The 17,541-nt window shown below is 69.9% G+C and carries 20 protein-coding genes; 9 read left to right on the top strand and 11 right to left on the bottom strand.

The features are described from left to right. Positions 1-15: 15 nt before the first annotated feature. Entirely contained in the window at positions 16-753 is a 738-nt protein-coding gene (gene fabG, locus ACX80U_RS06860) for a 3-oxoacyl-ACP reductase FabG (protein WP_459267865.1), read from the bottom strand. Positions 754-960: 207 nt separating this feature from the next. On the opposite strand from fabG, the gene ACX80U_RS06855 reads away from it, so the two are divergent. From ACX80U_RS06855 to ACX80U_RS06845, 3 genes are read left to right on the top strand one after another with little or no spacing between them, the layout of a single operon-like run. Beyond that, positions 961-1,386, top strand: a complete 426-nt coding sequence (locus tag ACX80U_RS06855) for a DUF3099 domain-containing protein (RefSeq protein WP_459267864.1) — start codon at positions 961-963, stop codon at positions 1,384-1,386. Beyond that, a complete protein-coding gene (locus ACX80U_RS06850) occupies positions 1,379-1,678 on the top strand; it encodes a hypothetical protein (protein ID WP_459267863.1) in 300 nt (99 codons plus the stop codon). The genes ACX80U_RS06855 and ACX80U_RS06850 overlap by 8 nt, the downstream gene beginning before the upstream one ends. Next, positions 1,679-2,506: an SURF1 family cytochrome oxidase biogenesis protein gene (locus tag ACX80U_RS06845; protein WP_459267862.1), complete on the top strand. Its 828-nt coding sequence runs from the start codon at positions 1,679-1,681 to the stop codon at positions 2,504-2,506. It begins immediately after the preceding gene. Positions 2,507-2,518: 12 nt separating this feature from the next. Here the strand turns inward: ACX80U_RS06845 and ACX80U_RS06840 are convergent, their stop codons facing one another. Further along, on the bottom strand, positions 2,519-2,920 hold the full coding sequence (locus tag ACX80U_RS06840; protein WP_459267861.1) for an MmcQ/YjbR family DNA-binding protein: 402 nt from the start codon (positions 2,918-2,920) through the stop codon (positions 2,519-2,521). A gap of 72 nt (positions 2,921-2,992) precedes the next feature. Further along, a complete protein-coding gene (locus ACX80U_RS06835) occupies positions 2,993-4,591 on the bottom strand; it encodes an ABC-F family ATP-binding cassette domain-containing protein (RefSeq protein WP_459267860.1) in 1,599 nt (532 codons plus the stop codon). Positions 4,592-4,759: 168 nt separating this feature from the next. Here ACX80U_RS06835 and ACX80U_RS06830 point away from each other — a divergent pair, with 168 nt between their 5' ends. Genes ACX80U_RS06830 through ACX80U_RS06820 form a run of 3 tightly spaced genes read left to right on the top strand, consistent with a single transcriptional unit; the run spans position 4,760 to position 6,814 of the window. Further along, complete coding sequence (locus tag ACX80U_RS06830) at positions 4,760-5,401, top strand: biotin transporter BioY (protein ID WP_244186226.1); 642 nt, start codon at positions 4,760-4,762, stop codon at positions 5,399-5,401. After that, entirely contained in the window at positions 5,394-6,098 is a 705-nt protein-coding gene (locus tag ACX80U_RS06825; protein WP_459267859.1) for an energy-coupling factor ABC transporter ATP-binding protein, read from the top strand. Before ACX80U_RS06830 ends, ACX80U_RS06825 begins: the two co-directional genes overlap by 8 nt. Next, entirely contained in the window at positions 6,095-6,814 is a 720-nt protein-coding gene (locus ACX80U_RS06820; protein ID WP_459267858.1) for an energy-coupling factor transporter transmembrane component T family protein, read from the top strand. The genes ACX80U_RS06825 and ACX80U_RS06820 overlap by 4 nt, the downstream gene beginning before the upstream one ends. 113 nt (positions 6,815-6,927) lie before the next feature. On the opposite strand, the gene ACX80U_RS06815 is transcribed toward ACX80U_RS06820, so the two are convergent. From ACX80U_RS06815 to ACX80U_RS06790, 6 genes are read right to left on the bottom strand one after another with little or no spacing between them, the layout of a single operon-like run. Continuing rightward, the gene (locus ACX80U_RS06815; protein WP_133081892.1) at positions 6,928-7,257 is read right to left on the bottom strand and encodes a metal-sulfur cluster assembly factor; all 330 of its coding nucleotides are present in this window, start codon (positions 7,255-7,257) and stop codon (positions 6,928-6,930) included. Between the two features lie 56 nt (positions 7,258-7,313). Continuing rightward, a complete protein-coding gene (sufC, locus tag ACX80U_RS06810; RefSeq protein WP_133081891.1) occupies positions 7,314-8,075 on the bottom strand; it encodes a Fe-S cluster assembly ATPase SufC in 762 nt (253 codons plus the stop codon). 57 nt (positions 8,076-8,132) lie between these two features. Further along, the gene (locus ACX80U_RS06805) at positions 8,133-8,492 is read right to left on the bottom strand and encodes a non-heme iron oxygenase ferredoxin subunit (RefSeq protein WP_133081890.1); all 360 of its coding nucleotides are present in this window, start codon (positions 8,490-8,492) and stop codon (positions 8,133-8,135) included. Then, the gene (sufD, locus tag ACX80U_RS06800; RefSeq protein ID WP_208741107.1) at positions 8,492-9,820 is read right to left on the bottom strand and encodes a Fe-S cluster assembly protein SufD; all 1,329 of its coding nucleotides are present in this window, start codon (positions 9,818-9,820) and stop codon (positions 8,492-8,494) included. Before sufD ends, ACX80U_RS06805 begins: the two co-directional genes overlap by 1 nt. A 2-nt stretch (positions 9,821-9,822) precedes the next feature. Continuing rightward, positions 9,823-11,295, bottom strand: a complete 1,473-nt coding sequence (gene sufB, locus ACX80U_RS06795; RefSeq protein ID WP_133081888.1) for a Fe-S cluster assembly protein SufB — start codon at positions 11,293-11,295, stop codon at positions 9,823-9,825. Then, positions 11,295-12,146, bottom strand: a complete 852-nt coding sequence (locus ACX80U_RS06790) for a helix-turn-helix transcriptional regulator (protein WP_459267857.1) — start codon at positions 12,144-12,146, stop codon at positions 11,295-11,297. The genes sufB and ACX80U_RS06790 overlap by 1 nt, the downstream gene beginning before the upstream one ends. 128 nt (positions 12,147-12,274) lie before the next feature. Between ACX80U_RS06790 and ACX80U_RS06785 the strand changes: the two genes are divergently transcribed. From ACX80U_RS06785 to ACX80U_RS06775, 3 genes are read left to right on the top strand one after another with little or no spacing between them, the layout of a single operon-like run. Continuing rightward, the gene (locus ACX80U_RS06785) at positions 12,275-13,225 is read left to right on the top strand and encodes an ABC transporter ATP-binding protein (RefSeq protein ID WP_459267856.1); all 951 of its coding nucleotides are present in this window, start codon (positions 12,275-12,277) and stop codon (positions 13,223-13,225) included. Next, entirely contained in the window at positions 13,222-14,025 is an 804-nt protein-coding gene (locus ACX80U_RS06780; RefSeq protein ID WP_459267855.1) for an ABC transporter permease, read from the top strand. Before ACX80U_RS06785 ends, ACX80U_RS06780 begins: the two co-directional genes overlap by 4 nt. Positions 14,026-14,029: 4 nt before the next feature. After that, on the top strand, positions 14,030-15,001 hold the full coding sequence (locus ACX80U_RS06775) for a COX15/CtaA family protein (protein ID WP_459267854.1): 972 nt from the start codon (positions 14,030-14,032) through the stop codon (positions 14,999-15,001). A gap of 85 nt (positions 15,002-15,086) precedes the next feature. Here the strand turns inward: ACX80U_RS06775 and ACX80U_RS06770 are convergent, their stop codons facing one another. Next, positions 15,087-16,010: a dihydrodipicolinate synthase family protein gene (locus ACX80U_RS06770; protein WP_459267853.1), complete on the bottom strand. Its 924-nt coding sequence runs from the start codon at positions 16,008-16,010 to the stop codon at positions 15,087-15,089. 104 nt (positions 16,011-16,114) lie between these two features. Further along, positions 16,115-17,059, bottom strand: coding sequence for a heme o synthase (locus ACX80U_RS06765; protein WP_208741099.1), 945 nt, complete (start codon positions 17,057-17,059; stop codon positions 16,115-16,117). Positions 17,060-17,541: the final 482 nt, after the last annotated feature.

Here is a 17,541-nt window from a genome sequence, read left to right as displayed (position 1 = left end):
GGTGTCGTGTGCGGGTCAGTGACCCATGCCGAGGCCGCCGTCCACAGGGATGACCGCACCGGAGATGTAGCCTGCGGAGTCGCCGGCCAGCCAGGACACGACGCCGGCGACCTCGTCCGGGGATGCGAAGCGCCCGGCGGGGATGGTGGCCAGGTAGCTCTTCCGGGTCTCCTCGGGCAGTTCAGCGGTCATGTCGGTGTCGATGAAGCCGGGAGCGACGACGTTCGCCGTGATCCCCCGCGAGCCCAGCTCGCGGGTCAGGGAGCGCGCGATGCCAACGAGTCCCGCCTTCGACGCCGAGTAGTTGATCTGGCCGGGGGCGCCGTAGAGGCCCGTGACGCTGGAGATGAGGATGACGCGGCCGCGCCGCAGGCGGATCATGCCGCGCGAGGCGCGCCGGACCACCCGGAACGCACCGGTGAGGTTCGTGTCGATGACGTCGGTGAAGTCGCTCTCGCTCATCCGGAGCAGGAGGGTGTCCCGGGTGATGCCGGCATTCGCCACGAGGACCTCCACCGGCCCGTGCTCCGCCTCGACCTGGGTGAAGGCGGCGTCGATCTGCTCCTCGCTCGTGACATCGGCCCGGACGCCCAGCATCCCGTCGGGGATCTCGCCACTTCGGTAGGTGATGGCAACCTTATCGCCGTTGGCTACGAATACCTTGGCGATGGCGAGGCCGATACCCCGGTTTCCTCCGGTTATGAGGACGCTGCGACCGGTTGTCGTCGTCGTGCTGTCTGCACCAGTTGCCAAGGGGAAACTCCTCTGTCTGCGGGACCGGAAGGGACCCGCGTTGTTCTGTATCGGGGATCGCGCTGAGATCCGGCGGGGCGTCCCAGCCCCTCCGGGCCCGTTCCGCGGCTCTTCCGTCAAACTATCCCGACGATCCTAGCGGCGCATCCCTCAACTTCGGGAACGGGAGCCCGAGTGAGACAATGGAGGGAGTCTTTTTGGAGTGTGATGAGTAAACAAACGAAGCACGACACAGACGTCCACAGCATCTCCGACGCTCGTGAATCACACAGCGAGGAAATGCGTACACGAATGATCAGGTACACGGTCTCGATGAGCATCCGCCTCGTCTGCTTCGTCCTGATCTTCGTCGTCCCCTACGTGTGGCTGCAGTGGGTGATGATCGCCGGAGCGGTCTTCCTGCCCTACTTCGCCGTGATCGTGGCGAACGGCGGCAGCGACACCAGCAACATCCGGCACAGCGACGCACTGATCGACCGCGCTCCGGTGCGGGAGCTCGAGGCGAAGGTGGTCGACAGCGATCCGGACGACGGCGATGACATCCTGAGCGGCGAGATCCTCGACGACACCGCCCACCCCGCGGCGCACGGGTCCTCTGCCGCCGGCAACAGCAGGCCCGGTGGCGATGCCTGATCTCCCCTCCGGCCTTCGGCCCGCGGTCGGCACCTCGACCGCGGGCCTCGGGCTGTTCTCACCCCCTACGGCCGCAGCGGGCGACGGGCCGGTCTGCTCGCGCAAGGGCTGCCGGAACGGGGCCGAGTGGCAGCTGCTCTGGAACAACCCGCGTATCCACACCCCCGAACGCCGGAAGGCCTGGGCGTCGTGCCCGGACCACGTCGCGTGGTTCGAGGAGTACCTCCGGGACCGCGGTCTCTGGAGGCAGACGCTTCCCCTCACCGCCGATCGACCGTTGGAGACCCGCTAGGTGTACCGCTTCCTCTTCTCCGCCCGATGGCTCGGCTGGCTCGCCATGGTCGTGGTGCTGGCCGCCGGCTGTGTGGCCCTGGGCCGCTGGCAACTCGACCGCCGCGAGGCCGTCGTGGAGGACATCCAGCGCATCGTGGCGAACTACGACGCCGCCCCGGAACGCTACGTACCCGGGGAGAACGGCTTCGACGACTACGACCCCTCCCGCGAGTGGTCGCCGGTGACGTTCGTGGGGACCTACGACGTCGCGAACCAGGTGGTGGTCCGCAACCGCCCGATGAACGGGCAGCCGGGGTACGAGGTGCTGACCCCGCTCAGGCTCGACGACGGCACGGCCGTGATCATCGACCGTGGCTGGCTGCCCATCGGCAATGCCGAGGCCGGGCGCCCCGACGAGGTCCCCGAGCCCCCGGCCGGGCAGGTGGAGGTCACCGCCAGGACCAAGCCGGGAGAGCCTGCCGTCAACCGCGGCGCCCCCGAGGGCCAGGTCGCGTCGATCGACCTCCCCGCGCTCGCCGACCGGCTCGACTACCCGGTGCAGGACGCCGCCTACGGGCTCCTGGCGCTGGAGCGCCCGGCAGCGTCGCAGACACCGCTCGCAGCGCCCAAGCCGTCGATCGACGAGGGGCCGCACCTGTCCTACTCCCTGCAGTGGTTCGCCTTCGGGGTCCTGGCCTTCGTCGGCCTCGGCTACGCGGCGCGCCAGCAACGCCGGAGCGACGCGGAGCAGGACGGCACCCTCCCCGAGCAGCCGGTCCGCCGGCGTCGACGTCCGTCGTCGGAGGAGGAAGAGGACGCGATCCTCGACGCGCAGGGCATCCCCTAGGTCCTGCGCGGATCAGGACCCTTCCGGTGCCCCAGGGGCCCAGCCGAGTGCGGCCCGCGCGGCGGCGGGCAGCGAGGCGACGACGAGGTCGTAGGAGTCCTCGATCATGTCCCGCACCGTCCCGGCGGGGAGGTCGCCGTCGAGGCGCACGCCGTTCCAGTGCTTCTTGTCGAGGTGCCAGGCGCCGGTGATCTCGGGGTGAGCTGCGCGAAGCTGGACGGCCAGCGCCGGGTCGCACTTGAGGGAGATGGACGACGGCGCGCGGTCGACGGGGACCAGCGCGAAGATCTTCCCCGGACGCGGGGGCGCGGTCGGCACGCGCACCCGGAACACCGCCACCTCCGGGCCGAACGGATAGTCCTCGTAGGCGCCGGGGAAGGACAGGCACGAGCTCCGGAGCCGGTCGAGATCCACGCCACCACCCTAGCGGCTGCGCTCCGGTGATATCCGTGCAGGCTCCGCCGGCCCCGGTGGTGCCGGCGGAGGCTAGGCGAGGGTGACGAGCTCCAGGTAGTCCTGGTTCCAGAGGTCCTCGACGCCGTCCGGCAGCAGGACCACGCGCTCGGGGTCGAGCGCGTCGACGGCTCCCTCGTCGTGGCTCACCATCACCACGGCGCCGCTGTAGTTCTTCAGGGCACCGAGGATCTCAGCGCGGCTCGCCGGGTCCAGGTTGTTGGTGGGCTCGTCGAGCAGCAGGACGTTCGCCGAGGACGCGACGATGGTCGCCAGGGCCAGGCGAGTCTTCTCGCCACCGGACAGCACACCGGCGGGCTTGTCGACGTCGTCGCCCGAGAACAGGAAGGACCCCAGGATCCCGCGCACCTCGGCGTCCTGCATGTCCGGTGCGGAGGACTTCATGTTCTCCAGCACGGTGCGCTGCGTGTCCAGCGTCTCGTGTTCCTGGGCGTAGTAGCCCACCTTGAGGCCGTGGCCCGCGACGACCTGCCCGGTATCGGGCTTGTCCACGCCGGCGAGCATGCGCAGCAGCGTGGTCTTCCCGGCTCCGTTGAGGCCGAGGATCACCACCTTCGACCCGCGGTCGATCGCGAGGTCGACGTCGGTGAAGATCTCCAGCGATCCGTAGGACTTGCTGAGGCCCTCGGCCGTCATGGGCGTCTTGCCGCACGGAGACGGTTCCGGGAAGCGGAGCGCCGCCACGCGGTCGGAGGCGCGCACGGCATCGAGGCCGCCGAGCAGGCGTTCGGCGCGCTTGGCCATGTTCTGGGCGGCGACGGCCTTCGAGGCCTTCGCCCGCATCTTGTTGGCCTGGTCCATGAGGACCTGGGCCTTCTTCTCGGCATTGGCGCGCTCACGCTTGCGGGCGCGCTCGTCCGTCTCGCGCTGGAGCTGGTACCGCTTCCAGCCCATGTTGTAGACGTCGATGGTCGCGCGGTTGGCGTCCAGCTGGAAGACCTTGTTCACGGTCGCCTCGAGGAGTTCGACGTCGTGGCTGATCACGATCAGGCCGCCCTGGTGGTTCTTGAGGAAGTCACGCAGCCAGGCGATGGAGTCGGCGTCGAGGTGGTTGGTGGGCTCGTCGAGGAGCATCGTCTCCGCGCCCGAGAAGAGGATGCGGGCCAGCTCCACACGCCGGCGCTGACCGCCGGAGAGGGTCTTCAGCGGCTGGTTGAGGATGCGCTCGGGCAGGGCCAGGTTCGAGGAGATGGACGCCGCCTCCGCCTCGGCCGCGTAGCCTCCGCCGGCGAGGAAGGCGGCCTCGATGCGGTCGTAGCGGGCCATCGCCTTGTTCCGCACGGAGGTCTTCTCGCTCGCCATGTCCTCGTGGGCCTGGCGCAGTTCCCCGACCACGGCGTCGAGGTTCCGGGCCGAGAGGATCCGGTCCCGGGCCAGCTGCTCCATGTTCGGCGTGCGGGGGTCCTGCGGGAGGTAGCCGATCTCGCCCGAGCGGGTCACCGTGCCGCCGGCAGGGAGCGACTCCCCTGCCAGGACCTTCGTGAGTGTCGTCTTGCCGGCGCCGTTGCGTCCGACGAGGCCGATCTTGTCGCCCTTGTCCACGCGGAAGGACACCTCGTCCATGAGCAGGCGGGCGCCGGCCCGCAGCTCCAGGTTCGATACGTTGATCACGATGAGGCCTTTCCATGGTGCCGAGGACGGCGATTTCTTGTAGGAATCCCACAAGGGATCCCGGAATGACCGGCGCTAGTGTCGGTACAGAAGCAGTAACGGCTGGAGGAAGTCGACAAATCACCGGAGTAGCCGGTGCGACTCCGGCCTGCTGGAGGAGAGTCCGCCGTGCAGCCACTGGAGAAGACCGTCGCCGGAGCGGGCGGCGCCGGCCGCCCGTCGTCCCGCAAGCGGTGGGATACCACCGATCTCTCGCTGGTCGCGGTCTTTGCCGCCCTCATCGCCGCCCTTGCAATCCTACCCGGTATACCGGTCGGTCCGCTCGGGGTGCCCATCACACTGCAGACTCTCGGGGTGATGCTCGCCGGCGTGGTCCTCGGGCCGGCGCGCGGCGCCGCGGCCGTCCTGCTCTACCTCGCGGCAGGGCTGGTCGGCCTGCCGGTCTTCAGCGGCTTCTCCGGTGGTTTCGGCGTCCTCGCCGGGCCGTCCGCCGGCTACCTCGTGGCGTTCCCCCTCGCGGCCTTCGTCGCCGGCCTGCTCGCCGTCGTCGTGGTGCGCAGGGCACGCCGGTTCCGCACCCTCCTTCTCTTCCTCGCCTGCCTCGCGGCCAGTCTCCTGACCGTCCATCCGCTCGGTGTCGCCGGGCTCGTGGTGAATGCCGGGCTCCCCCTGGGGGACGCCCTCGTCGTGGACGCCGCCTACCTGCCCGGCGACGTGGCCAAGAACGTCCTGGCCGCCGTCCTCGCCGTCTCGGTGCACCGTGCGTTCCCGCGGCTCCTCACCACCGGGACGCGCGCCCCCCGTGATTGAGTTCAGGGGCGCCGCCGTCCGCACCGACGACGACGACGCCCGCGTGCTCCTGCATCCGCTGACGCTGACCCTCAGGGAGCGGCGTGTCTCGGTGATCGGCGCCAACGGTTCCGGCAAGTCGACGCTGCTGCGCCTGATCAACGGACTGCTGGTCCCCTCGGAGGGAGCGGTAGCGGTGTTCGGCGAGGACACCCGGACGGCCGGACGTGCCGTGCGCCGGGCCGTCGGCTTCGTCTTCACGGACCCCCTGTCGCAACTCGTGATGCCGACGGGCCGCGAGGACGTGGAACTGTCCCTGCGCGCGCGCCGGCTCCCGGCAACGGAACGCCGCGCCCGGGCCGACGGCGTCCTGCGCCGATTCGGCCTCGACCACCTCGCCGACCGCAGCATCTACGACCTCTCGGGCGGCGAGCGGCAGATCCTCGCCCTCGCCGTGGTGCTCGCGGTGGAGCCGCGCATCCTGGTCGCGGATGAACCGACGACGCTGCTGGACCTGCGCAACGACGCGCGCATCCGCTCACTCATCGCGGGCCTCGACCAGCAGGTGGTCTTCACGACCCACAATCTCGATTTCGCCCTGGAGAGCGACCGCACCCTCGTCGTGGACGACGGTCGCGTGGTGTTCGACGGCGTTCCCGCCGACGCCGTCGCCCGGTACCGGGATCTCGCCTCGGCCGTGAGGGACGGCCGGCGATGAGGGGCTTCGGCAGCACCCTCGGCCTGTACCGTCCCGGACGCGGATTCCTGTACCGGACGCCCCCGTCGGTCAAGGCGGCCGCCTCGCTCGCCTGCGCGGTCGCCGTCGTCGCCTGGCGATCGCCGGTCACCACGGCCGGTGTGCTGGTGCTCGCCCTGGGCGCACTCGTGATCGGTGCGCGCCTGTCCCCCCTCCGGATCCTCCGGATGCTCCTGCCCGCGGCCCCCGTCCTCGGCATCCTCGCGCTGTACCAGGGCATCGGCCAGGGGTGGCTGCGGTCCTTCACGGTGGTCGGCGGCATCACCGCATGCCTCCTGGCGGCGCGGGCCCTGACTCTCACGACGCCGACGCAGGTCCTCCTCGACGGGGTGGTCCGGCTGGCCGGCCCCTTCCGAGCGGTCGGCGCCGATCCCGAGCGCTTCGCCCTCACGCTCTCCGTCATGCTGCGGAGCATCCCGTACCTCGCGGGGCTGTTCGTGGACGTCCGCGAGGCCGCCCGTGCACGCGGTCTCGAGCGGGACCCGCGCGTGGCCGTGACCCCGCTGGTGATCGGCGCCGTGGCCTACGCCCATCGGACGGGTGAAGCGCTGGCTGCACGGGGCCTCGGAGACGATGACCGCGACGGGCACGACGGCCATCACGACGGGCACGGCCACCTCGGACGCCGCGCCGCCGGGAGCGGCATCGGACGTGACCGCGACCCGGACGGACCCTGACGCGCCGCCGCCCGTGGCTGTGCCCGGCAACCCTCGGATCCGCCATGGGACGCAGGAAGGGCGGTCCCAGCGTGTGCTGCAACCGCCCTCTCCGGAACTGCCCGGTGCCCGGCTCAGATGTTGAAGCCGAGCGCCCGCATCTGGTCGCGGCCGTCCTCGGTGATCCGCTCCGGACCCCACGGGGGCATCCACACCCAGTTCAACCGCCACTCGTCCACCACGCCGTCCAGCGCCTGGCCCACCTGCTCCTCGAGCACGTCGGTCAGCGGGCATGCCGCGGTGGTGAGCGTCATGTCGATCAGGAGGGCGCCGTCCTCCGCGTAGTTCAGGCCGTAGAGCAGCCCGAGGTCCACGACGTTCACGCCGAGCTCCGGGTCGATCACGTCCCGCAACGCTTCCTCGACGTCGTCCAGCGCGGTCTGCGCCTGCTGCACATCACTCATCGCACTCTTCCTTTCGAGCGGTCCGGCACGCGTGCGTGCCGGGAATCCTGAAGGTCCTAGGCCTCGACCGCGGCCGTGAACCGATCGTAGCCCTCTTCCTCGAGGCGGTCCGCGAGTTCCGGGCCGCCCTGTTCGGCGATGCGCCCGGCGACGAACACGTGGACGAAGTCCGGCTTGATGTAGCGCAGGATCCGCGTGTAGTGCGTGATGAGCAGCGTGCCCATCTCACCCTTCGAGTGCTCGCGGTTCACGCCCTCGGAGACCACCTTCAGGGCGTCGACGTCGAGACCCGAGTCGGTCTCGTCGAGGATCGCGAACTTCGGGCGGAAGAGCTCCAGCTGCAGGATCTCCACGCGCTTCTTCTCACCGCCGGAGAAGCCCTCGTTGACGTTGCGCTGGGCGAAGTCGGCATCGATGCGCAGCTGGGCCATGGCCGTCTTGACGTCCTTGGTCCAGTGCCGCAGGCTCGGGGCCTCGCCGTCGAGCGCGGTCTTGGCCGTGCGCAGGAAGTTGGTCATGGTGACGCCGGGGACCTCGACCGGGTACTGCATGGCCAGGAAGAGACCGGCGCGGGCGCGCTCGTCGACGCTCATGGAGAGGACGTCCTCGCCGTCGAGCGTGATCGAACCGCTGTCGACCTTGTACCGGGGGTGGCCGGCGATCGTCGACGCGAGGGTCGACTTGCCGGAACCGTTGGGCCCCATGATCGCGTGGGTCTCGCCTGTGTTGATCGTCAGCGTGACGCCCTTGAGGATGGGGATGTTTCCCTGGTCGGTGTCGATGCTGACGTGCAGGTCCTTGATTTCAAGTGTGGACATCGTGTTCTTTCTCCTTCGCCTGCTCTGCAGGAAGTGTGTGCGTGGACGGCGCCGGCGTCAGCCGAACTGCGGCGCGGGGGCTCCGTTGGTGACCGTCGTGATATCGACATAGACGTTGCCGTCATGGATCTCGAGTGCGAACACCGGGACGGGCTCGTATGCGGGGAGCTGCAGCGGCTGGCCGCTGCGCAGGTCGAACTGGGACCCGTGGCCCCAGCACTCGATGGCGCATCCCTCGACGTCGCCCTCCGACAGGGAGATGTCCGCATGCGAGCAGGTATCGCCCAGTGCGTGGATCTCGCCGTCCGAGTCGCGGACGATGACGACGGGATAGTCGTCGATCAGCACGCGTAGTGCCTGCTTGACCTCGATGTCGTCGACATCGCAGATGAGCTCGCCGCGGGGTGCTTCCGCCATCAGAGGTTCCCTGCCGCGAGCTCACGCTCGACCGACGCGGAGAGCCGCTCCTCGAGGGACGGCACCTTGATCTGCTGGATGACCTCGGTGAGGAAGCCGCGCACCACGAGGCGGCGTGCGTCCTTCTCGGGGATCCCGCGGGCCATCAGGTAGAACAGGTGCTCGTCGTCGAAGCGTCCGGTGGCACTGGCGTGGCCGGCACCCTCGATGAGGCCCGTCTCGATCTCGAGGTTCGGCACCGAGTCCGACCGCGCGCCGTCCGTGAGGATCAGGTTGCGGTTCGTCTCGTAGGTGTCCGTACCCTCGGCGGCCTTGCGGATCAGCACGTCACCGACCCACACGGTGTGCGCGTCGTCGCCCTGCAGGGCGCCCTTGTAGGTGACGCGTGACTTGCAGTTCGGCACGGCGTGGTCCACCAGGAGGCGCTGCTCGAGGTGCTGGCCGGCGTCGGCGAAGTACAGTCCGTACATCTCGACCTCGGCTCCGGTGGCGGTGAAGATCGACGACGGCGTGAGGCGCACGAGGTCGCCACCGAGGCTGACGACGACGTGCTTGTAGCGGGCGTCACGGCCCACCTTCGCCTGCTGCGAGGACACGTGCACGGCGTCGTCGTCCCATTCCTGGACGCTGACGACGGTCAGCTCGGCACCGTCGCCGACGATGATCTCGACGTTCTGGGCGAGGGTGACCGAACCGGTGTGGTCCAGCACGACGACGGCCTTGGAGAAGGCCTCGGCGTGGATGAGGATGTGCTGGGCCGCCGCGCCGGAGGTCGAGCCGGTGACGCTGACCATGACCTCGCCGTCGGCCACCGTCTCCTTCGGGATGGTGATCACGGTCGCGTCGGAGAACGCGTTCCACGCTGCGGCGGAGACGCGGTCCTCGGGCGTGGCCGCGGTGCCGAGGCGGGCGTCGCTGCGATCCACGGTCTCGACGGTGACGTTCCCGGCGCCGGTGACATTCACCGCGGGAGCCGTGCCGGTCAGGGCATCGGTGTGCAGTCCCCGCAGGCGCTTGAGCGGGGTGAAGCGCCAGTCCTCCTCGAGGCCCGTGAGGGACGGGAAGTCGGCGAGGTCGAAGGACCTGCGCCGCTCGCCCCGGGACGCCTCGGGCACCACGGGCGCGTTGCCATGGCTGTGCTTCTTGAGGCCGAGCTGCTCCGAGCCCTGGTCGTCGGCGGAGAGGCTCTCGCCCTCCTCCGTGAACCCGTCGATGGACGCCGCGGCGCCCGAGGGGGCGCCCAGGCGGGCCTTCTCGTCGAGGTCTCCGAGATCGGTGACCTCGCCCTCGGTGTCGGGTGAAATTTCCGTGTGGGTGGTCTCAGCCATCGCTAGCCTACGGCCCCTTCCATCTGCAGTTCGATCAGCCGGTTCAGCTCGAGCGCGTACTCCATGGGCAGCTCGCGGGCGATCGGCTCGATGAAGCCGCGCACGATCATGGCCATGGCCTCGTCCTCGGGGAGCCCGCGGGACATCAGGTAGAACAGCTGCTCCTCGCTGACGCGCGACACGGTGGCCTCGTGGCCCATGGTGACGTCGTCCTCGCGGATGTCCACGTACGGGTACGTGTCCGAGCGCGAGATGGTATCGACCAGCAGCGCGTCGCAGCGCACCGTGTTCGCGGAGTGCTTGGCCCCGTCGCGCACCTGGACGAGCCCGCGGTAGGCGGCACGTCCGCCACCGCGTGCAACGGACTTGGAGATGATCGAGGACTTGGTGTTGGGCGCGATGTGGACCATCTTCGAGCCGGTGTCCTGGTGCTGTCCCTCGCCGGCGAAGGCGATCGAGAGCGTCTCGCCCTTGGCGTGCTCGCCGACCAGGTAGACCGCCGGGTACTTCATGGTGACCTTGGAACCGATGTTGCCGTCGATCCACTCCATGGTGGCGCCCTCGTGGGCGATGGCGCGCTTGGTCACGAGGTTGTACACGTTGTTCGACCAGTTCTGGATGGTCGTGTACCGGACGCGCGCGCCCTTCTTGACCACGATCTCGACGACGGCCGAGTGCAGGGAGTCCGACGTGTAGATCGGGGCCGTGCAGCCCTCGATGTAGTGCACGTAGGAGTCCTCGTCCGCGATGATGAGCGTTCGTTCGAACTGGCCCATGTTCTCGGTGTTGATGCGGAAGTAGGCCTGCAGGGGGATCTCGACGTGGACGCCCTTCGGCACGTAGACGAAGGAACCGCCCGACCAGACGGCCGTGTTCAGCGACGCGAACTTGTTGTCGCCGACGGGGATGATGGTGCCGAAGTACTCCTTGAAGATCTCCGGGTGCTCACGCAGCGCGGTGTCCGTGTCGAGGAAGAGCACGCCCTGGCGCTCGAGGTCCTCGCGCAGCTGGTGGTAGACCACCTCGGACTCGTACTGGGCGGCGACACCGGACACGAGGCGGGCGCGCTCGGCCTCGGGGATGCCGAGCTTCTCGTAGGTGTTGCGGATGTCCTCGGGGAGGTCCTCCCACGTGTTCGCCTGCTTCTCCGTGGAGCGGACGAAGTACTTGATGTTGTCGAAGTCGATCCCGGAGAGGTCCGCACCCCACGCGGGCATGGGCTTGCGGTCGAAGTACTTGAGGCCCTTCAGGCGGAGATCGAGCATCCATTCGGGCTCGTTCTTCTTGGCGGAGATGTCGCGCACGACCTCCTCGCTCAGACCGCGGCGCGCGTTGTCGCTCGCCTCGTTCTTGTCCGCCCAGCCGTACTGGTAGGTCCCGATGCCCTCGAGTTCGGGGTTCTTCTCGAGGATGTCGCTGATCACCGACTCCGGCACTGCCGATGCAACTGGCTTGCGGTCTACTTGATCCGTCATCATGGCCTTCCTTGCTGATGGATGGATAACGTCGCTGGATTGCTGGGGGGACCGGCGTCCGGAGCCGCCGTCGTCCGTCCCAGGGGAATGTGGGTGGTGCAGACGTGCCCGCCGGCGGCCAGCGTGGACAGCCTGCGGACATCGACGTCGAGTAGGCGGGCGAAGACGCCCGTCTCCTGCTCGCAGAACGCCGGGAACGCCGAGGCGAGCCCCTGGATGGGGCAGTGTCCCTGGCAGAGCTGGACGCTCAGCATCACGGGCCGGATCGCGGCGTTGGTGCGCGGACCGCGCCCCTGTGGGAGCCCCACCGTCTTGGTCGATCCCACGAACCCGTCGGCGGTGAGCGCACCTGCCAGGGCGTGGGCTCGCGCCTCGAGATCGGGCCCTGCGGCTTCGACGATCGGGCGGTAGCGCTCCTCCATGCCCGAGAAGCGGGTGCGGGCGAAGTCCTCGATGGCCTGCGGGCCGGCAGCCTCGCCGAGCTGGGCCAGTGCGGCGGTCGCGATGTCGAGGTAGTCGTTGCCGAGCTTCGTCTGGCCGCGCTGGCTCAGGACGTAGCGGCGTGCGGGGCGACCGGCACCGGTCGCGGAACTGCGGACGCGCTTGACCTCGATGAGGCCGTCGGAGGAGAGGGCGTCGAGGTGGCGGCGCATGGCGGCGGGTGTGAATCCGAGGCAGTCACCGAGTTCGGCCGCGCTGACGGGTCCCCGCTCGAGGACGGCGGAGAGCACACGGTCACGCGTACGCTCGTCCGGATCGGGCGAGACGATCTGGGCGGTCCGGTCGGCGGGCGCGGGTCCGCCGGCAGGACCGGCGACCTCGGGAAGGGTGGCGCGGGGCGATACGGTCACGGTCCATTCCTTCCGTCGGCGACAAAATACACAACACAAGCATGACCTAATGTATTCCGGGCCACCAGTTAGGCGAGGCTACCCATCCGGGCCCCCGCGCCTCCTACTACCTGACGTAGAATAATGGGGTGCCGACAACTTCCCCCGCCCTCGAGATCGACGGGCTGATCAAGGATTTCGGGCCCGTCGGCTCGCTCGATGGCCGCATGGTCCGGGTGCTCGACGGCGTCAGCCTCAGCGCGGCGCATGGGGCGGTCACCGTCCTCCTCGGAGCCAATGGCGCCGGCAAGACGACGACGCTCGAATGTGCGCAGGGGCTCCAGCGTGCAGACGGTGGGCTGGTCCGGCTCCTCGGCGAGGACCCCGCGCGCGCGACGCCGGACCTGCGGGCGCGAGTCGGCGTGATGCTGCAGGACGGAGGGCTCCCGCCCTCGGTGCGACCCCTCGCCCTCCTGCGCCACGTGGCGTCGATGTACCGGTCCCCGCTGCCCGTGGAGGCGCTGGCCGAGCGCCTCGGCCTGGACGACTTCGGCGCCGTCTCCATCCGTCGTCTCTCCGGTGGGCAGAAGCAGCGCTTGGCCCTGGCCTGCGCCCTCGTCGGACGGCCCGAGGTCGTCTTCCTCGACGAGCCCAGCGCGGGTCTCGACCCGCAGTCGCGCACGATCGTGTTCGACCTCATCCGGGAACTCCGCGCGGACGGCCTCGCCGTCGTCCTCACCACCCACCTGCTCGACGACGCGCAGAAGCTCGCCGACTACGTCTACATCCTCGAGGGCGGCCGGACCGTCGCCGAGGGTACTGTCGCGGACCTCACGGCCGACACGGACACCGACGGGATGCGTGAGCTGCGCTTCGAGACCGTACCCGGACTCACCCTTCCCCCGGACCTGCTCCCCCACCTGCACCAGCGTGAACCCGAACCCGGACAGTACGTGCTCCGCGGCTCACTGACGGCCCGGGACGTCGCCCGCCTGGCGGAGTGGTGGGATGCCTGCGGCGTGATGCCGACGGCGATCGCCATGACGCCCCGGTCCCTGGAGGACGTCTTCCTCGACATCTCCGGACGGAGCATCCGATGAGCACCAGCGCTCCCGCTCCCCGCCGCACGGCTTCCGGTCCCGACGCCGGTGCCGCCCGCGGAACCGCCGCCGGCCTGCCTGTCCGCGTGCTGCGCCACGGCTCCTACGAGGCCCTGGCGATGCTGCGCAACGGGGAGCAGCTCGTCCTGGCGATCGTCCTGCCGCTGCTGGCACTCACCGCCCTGGTGATCACCCCGCTGCTGGACCCCTACGGCCCGAGCCGCATCGACATCGCCGCTCCCGGCGTCCTCGCCCTCTGCACCATGTCCACGGCGTTCACGGGCCAGGGCATCGCGACGGGCTTCGACCGCCGGTACGGCGTGCTCCGCTTCCTCTCGACGACGCCCCTCGGCCGCTCGGGGCTCATCCTCGGCAAAGCCGTCGCCGTCGCCGGTGTGCTGGCCGTCCAGCTCGTCGTGATCGGGGGTGCCGCCGCCCTGATGGGCTGGTCGCCGCGGGCCGAGGGGGTCCTCCCGGCCGCCCTCCTCCTGCTGGTGGGGTCGGCCGCGTTCACGGCCCTCGGACTCCTCGTCGCGGGCACCCTGCGCCCCGAGGCCACCCTCGCGGTCACCAACCTCGTGTGGATCCTGCTCGCCGCTGCCGGCGGGGTGGTCATCCCGGCCGCGAGCCTGCCCGCTGCCGCCGAACCGTTCGTCACCGTCCTGCCCTCGTCCGCCCTCGGCGACGGGCTGAGGAGCGCCCTGGTGGACGGCGCCCTCGATCCCATCGCGTGCCTCGTGCTCCTCGCCTGGGCCGCCCTCGCTAGCCTGGCGGCCATCCGCTGGTTCAAATGGAGCTGACGCCATGACCCTCCCCTCGCTCTCGCGCCTCACGACCCGACTGCCGCGCACCACGACGCCGCTGGTGCGCCGGCTGGCGATCGCCTCGCTCGTGTCGCAGATCGCCATCGTGGTGACCGGCGGCGCGGTCCGCCTCACGGCGTCGGGCCTCGGCTGCCCGGAATGGCCGCGCTGCACGCCCGACTCGATCGTGACCACGCCCGAGATGGGCTTCCACGGTGTGATCGAGTTCGGGAACCGGCTCCTCACGTTCGTGCTGGTCCTCATCGCCGTCGCCATGATCGTCTCCCTGCTCGGCATGCGGCGCGAACGCAAGGACCTGTTCCGCCTGTCCATCGGCCTGTTCCTGGGGATCCCGGCCCAGGCCGTCATCGGCGGGATCACCGTGTGGACCGATCTGAACCCGTGGGTCGTGGGTCTCCACTTCATCGTCTCGATGGTGCTCGTCGCCCTGGCGACCGTCCTGGTCAACCGTGCCCGGCTCACGACGGAGCAGTACCTCGCACGGCGGGCACCGGCCGCCCCGCCCCTCCTGCGCCAGCTGCTCGTCACGGCCACGGTGCTGACGTCCGTCGCCGTCGTGCTCGGCGTGGTCGTGACGGGTTCCGGCCCCCACGCAGGTGACCACGGCGCTGCCCGCAACGGGCTCGACTCCGACCTCATGACGCGCGCGCACGCCCTCCCGGTGTACCTGCTCGTCGCCACCGTGGTGCTCGCACTCGTCGTCGCCCACCGGGCCAGGGTCCACGAGAAGCTGCGGAAGGCCCTCGGGATCCTCGCCGGAGTGGTGCTGGTGCAGGGCGCCATCGGATACACCCAGCACTTCCTGCACCTGCCGATCGCACTCGTGGCGCTGCACATGCTGGGGGCGTCACTGCTCATGGCCGCCGTCATCCATGCGCAGTACACGGGCACGACCGGCAGGACGCTCCCGGGGACGCGGACCGAGGCGAAGGTGCCGCACACCGTCTCCTAGGGGCGTCGACCTGCGTCCCGTCATCAGGCAGGGAGAACCGGAGCCGTCGACCGGGCGTCGCCTCAGGCGTCGACCGGGCGTCGCCTCAGGCGTCGTCCCTGCCGTCGTCGCTGTCGTCCGCGAACTCACCCTCGAGGAGGTCGAGGAGCCGCCCGAGCTCGCGCAGCTCGGATCCGGGACTCGGCAGCAGGGGCGGGCGCGGATCGCCCGCCGCCACCCCGCAGGCCCGGGCCAGGAGGTGCAGTCCGCTGATCTTCCGCAGCCCCGCCACATGGTCGACGAGGGGCGCGAGGACCGAGCGCACGCGGTCCACCTCGCGCCGGTCGCCCGCGAGGACGGCGGCGCGGAGCCGGCCGTAGTAGGCGGGCAGGAGCGCGGCGGGGCCGCTGTGCCACGCGTCGGCCGCGACCTCCCCCGTCATCATGAGCAGATCCCCGCTCACTCCATGGCTGAAGGTCTCCGGGACGAGTGCGGCGAGTTCGGCGTGCCGTGCGTTGAAGGTCGCCGCATCGGCCGCCGTGTCCTTGAACGCGACGACCTCCGGGAGGGCGGACAGTTCGGCGACCACCGGCAGCGAGTAGTCGAACTGCGTGGTCCCCGGATTGTTGTAGAGGCAGACGGGCAGGTCCGTGGCGGCGCACACCGCCCGCACCTGCGCCAGGACCTCGTCGTCGGTGAGGGGTACGTAGGAGACCGGGGACAGCACGAGTCCGGCCGCCCCTGCCCGCTGGGCGTCGACGGCGGCGTCCAGCACCTCCCGCGTCCCGACGGAACTGATGCCCACCGCCACCGGGACGCGCCCGTCGAGGGCATCGATCGCCGTCCGCGCGATCTGCGAGCGTTCGGCCGCGTCCAGGTAGGCGAAGCTCCCGGAGGAACCGAGGACGGTCACGGCGTCGACACCGGACGTGGCCAGGGAGTCCAGGAGGCCGCGCAGGTCCTCGTGGCGGACGGATCCGTCGGTGTCGAACGGTGTGACGGGGTAGGCGATCAGGCCGGTGAAGTCCATGGCAGCCAGCCTAGGGGGTGGTGCCGCGGCCGGGAACGCGGCGCGGGCCGTGCTTGCCGCCGGAGTGTCCTCGGGTCGGGGCCGGGCTCAGGCCGGGTGCGGGCTCAGGGCAGGATGGCCGAACCGACGAAAGGATCGATCGCGAGGGCGAGGAAGAGCACGGTGAGATAGCTGATGGAGCCGTGGAAGACCTTCATCGCGGCCTTGTTGTTCAACTCGCCCCGCTGCGCCAGGGAGTACAGCGTGTGGGACTCCCGGATGAACCAGGCGCCGCCGAGGAGGGCGGCCACGGAGTAGACCCAGCCGGCACCGGCGGGGACCAGCAGGAGCGAGCACGCCACCATGGCCCAGGCGTAGAGCACGACCTGCACCGAGACGACGCGGGCGCCGGCGATCGCACCGAGCATCGGGACGCTCGCTGCGTTGTAGTCGTCGCTGTACTTCATGGAGAGCGGCCAGTAGTGCGGGGGCGTCCAGAGGAAGATGATCAGGAACAGGACGACGGCGGGCCACTCGACGGATCCGGTGACGGCGGCCCAGGCGATCAGGACGGGCATGCAGCCCGCGGCGCCGCCCCAGACGATGTTCTGCGACGTGCGGCGCTTGAGCACGAGCGTGTAGACGACGACGTAGAGGAAGATGGCGGCGACGCCGAGCAGCCCTGCGAGCGGGTTGGCACCGAACCACAGGACGGCGATCGCCACGGCACCGAGGATCCAGGAGAAGACCAGCGCCTCGCGGGGCGTGACCTCACCGGTCACGAGCGGGCGGTTCTCCGTGCGGTGCATGAGCTTGTCGATGTCGCGGTCGATGTAGCAGTTGAATGCTCCCGCGCTACCGGCCGCGAGGGCTCCGCCGACCATGGTGGCCACGATCAGGCCGAGGGGCGGGAACCCGCCCTGCGCGAAGATCATGGTGGGAAGCGTGGTCACCAGGAGGAGTTCGATCACGCGAGGCTTCGTCAGGGCGAGGTAGGCCTTCGCTTTGCGGCCGAAACCCTGACGGGCCTGCGGGGAACGTGCCGGAGCAGGAGCCTGCTGGGTCTTCACAAGGCAACACTTTCGTTTCTTCCGGAGTAAAAGACAAAGCCCATCATACCCTTTTACGCTCTGTAGAAATCGGGGCCGATCGCCGTCCTGCGGTCCTTGCGGGTACGGCTCCACCGTGTCCGCGAGGACCGGCGACAGGGACCGCGCGGTCGGCGCGGCGCGGAGGAGTGCCCCTGCAGGATTCCGGCGGTGCAGCGCCCATGAGGACGATGGAGCGGCCGGGCCGGTCTCGTGGCTCGTCCCGCTGCCTCTCCGGCGCCGTCCGCAACCCCTTGATGTGACGGACGACATTCTTCGACTCCCACGACTGTTCACGGGCCGGAAGGGATAGTGTGGATTCGAAAGCCCGCTGCAGAAGCCTGCCCGGAATCCCTCCGGGTTCGATGCTGTCCGCGGTCGGTGCTTGAACTCGCAGCATTCAACGGTGAACGGCCAGCCCGACGGCGTGCCTGCAAGCACCCCGTCGTCGGCCGTTCCGGACA

It is taken from the genome of Arthrobacter sp. TmT3-37 (assembly GCF_054510835.1).
Note: the sequence above shows the minus strand (reverse complement) of the source record. Positions and strands in the feature narration are given on the sequence as shown.

Coding starts and splice junctions, on each gene's coding strand:
- ACX80U_RS06855 (WP_459267864.1), top strand. CDS start 961: ATGAGTAAACAAACGAAGCACGACACAGACGTCCACAGCATCTCCGAC.
- ACX80U_RS06850 (WP_459267863.1), top strand. CDS start 1,379: ATGCCTGATCTCCCCTCCGGCCTTCGGCCCGCGGTCGGCACCTCGACC.
- ACX80U_RS06820 (WP_459267858.1), top strand. CDS start 6,095: ATGAGGGGCTTCGGCAGCACCCTCGGCCTGTACCGTCCCGGACGCGGA.
- ACX80U_RS06815 (WP_133081892.1), bottom strand. CDS start 7,257: ATGAGTGATGTGCAGCAGGCGCAGACCGCGCTGGACGACGTCGAGGAA.
- sufC (WP_133081891.1), bottom strand. CDS start 8,075: ATGTCCACACTTGAAATCAAGGACCTGCACGTCAGCATCGACACCGAC.
- ACX80U_RS06805 (WP_133081890.1), bottom strand. CDS start 8,492: ATGGCGGAAGCACCCCGCGGCGAGCTCATCTGCGATGTCGACGACATC.
- sufD (WP_208741107.1), bottom strand. CDS start 9,820: ATGGCTGAGACCACCCACACGGAAATTTCACCCGACACCGAGGGCGAG.
- sufB (WP_133081888.1), bottom strand. CDS start 11,295: ATGACGGATCAAGTAGACCGCAAGCCAGTTGCATCGGCAGTGCCGGAG.
- ACX80U_RS06780 (WP_459267855.1), top strand. CDS start 13,222: ATGAGCACCAGCGCTCCCGCTCCCCGCCGCACGGCTTCCGGTCCCGAC.
- ACX80U_RS06775 (WP_459267854.1), top strand. CDS start 14,030: ATGACCCTCCCCTCGCTCTCGCGCCTCACGACCCGACTGCCGCGCACC.
- ACX80U_RS06770 (WP_459267853.1), bottom strand. CDS start 16,010: ATGGACTTCACCGGCCTGATCGCCTACCCCGTCACACCGTTCGACACC.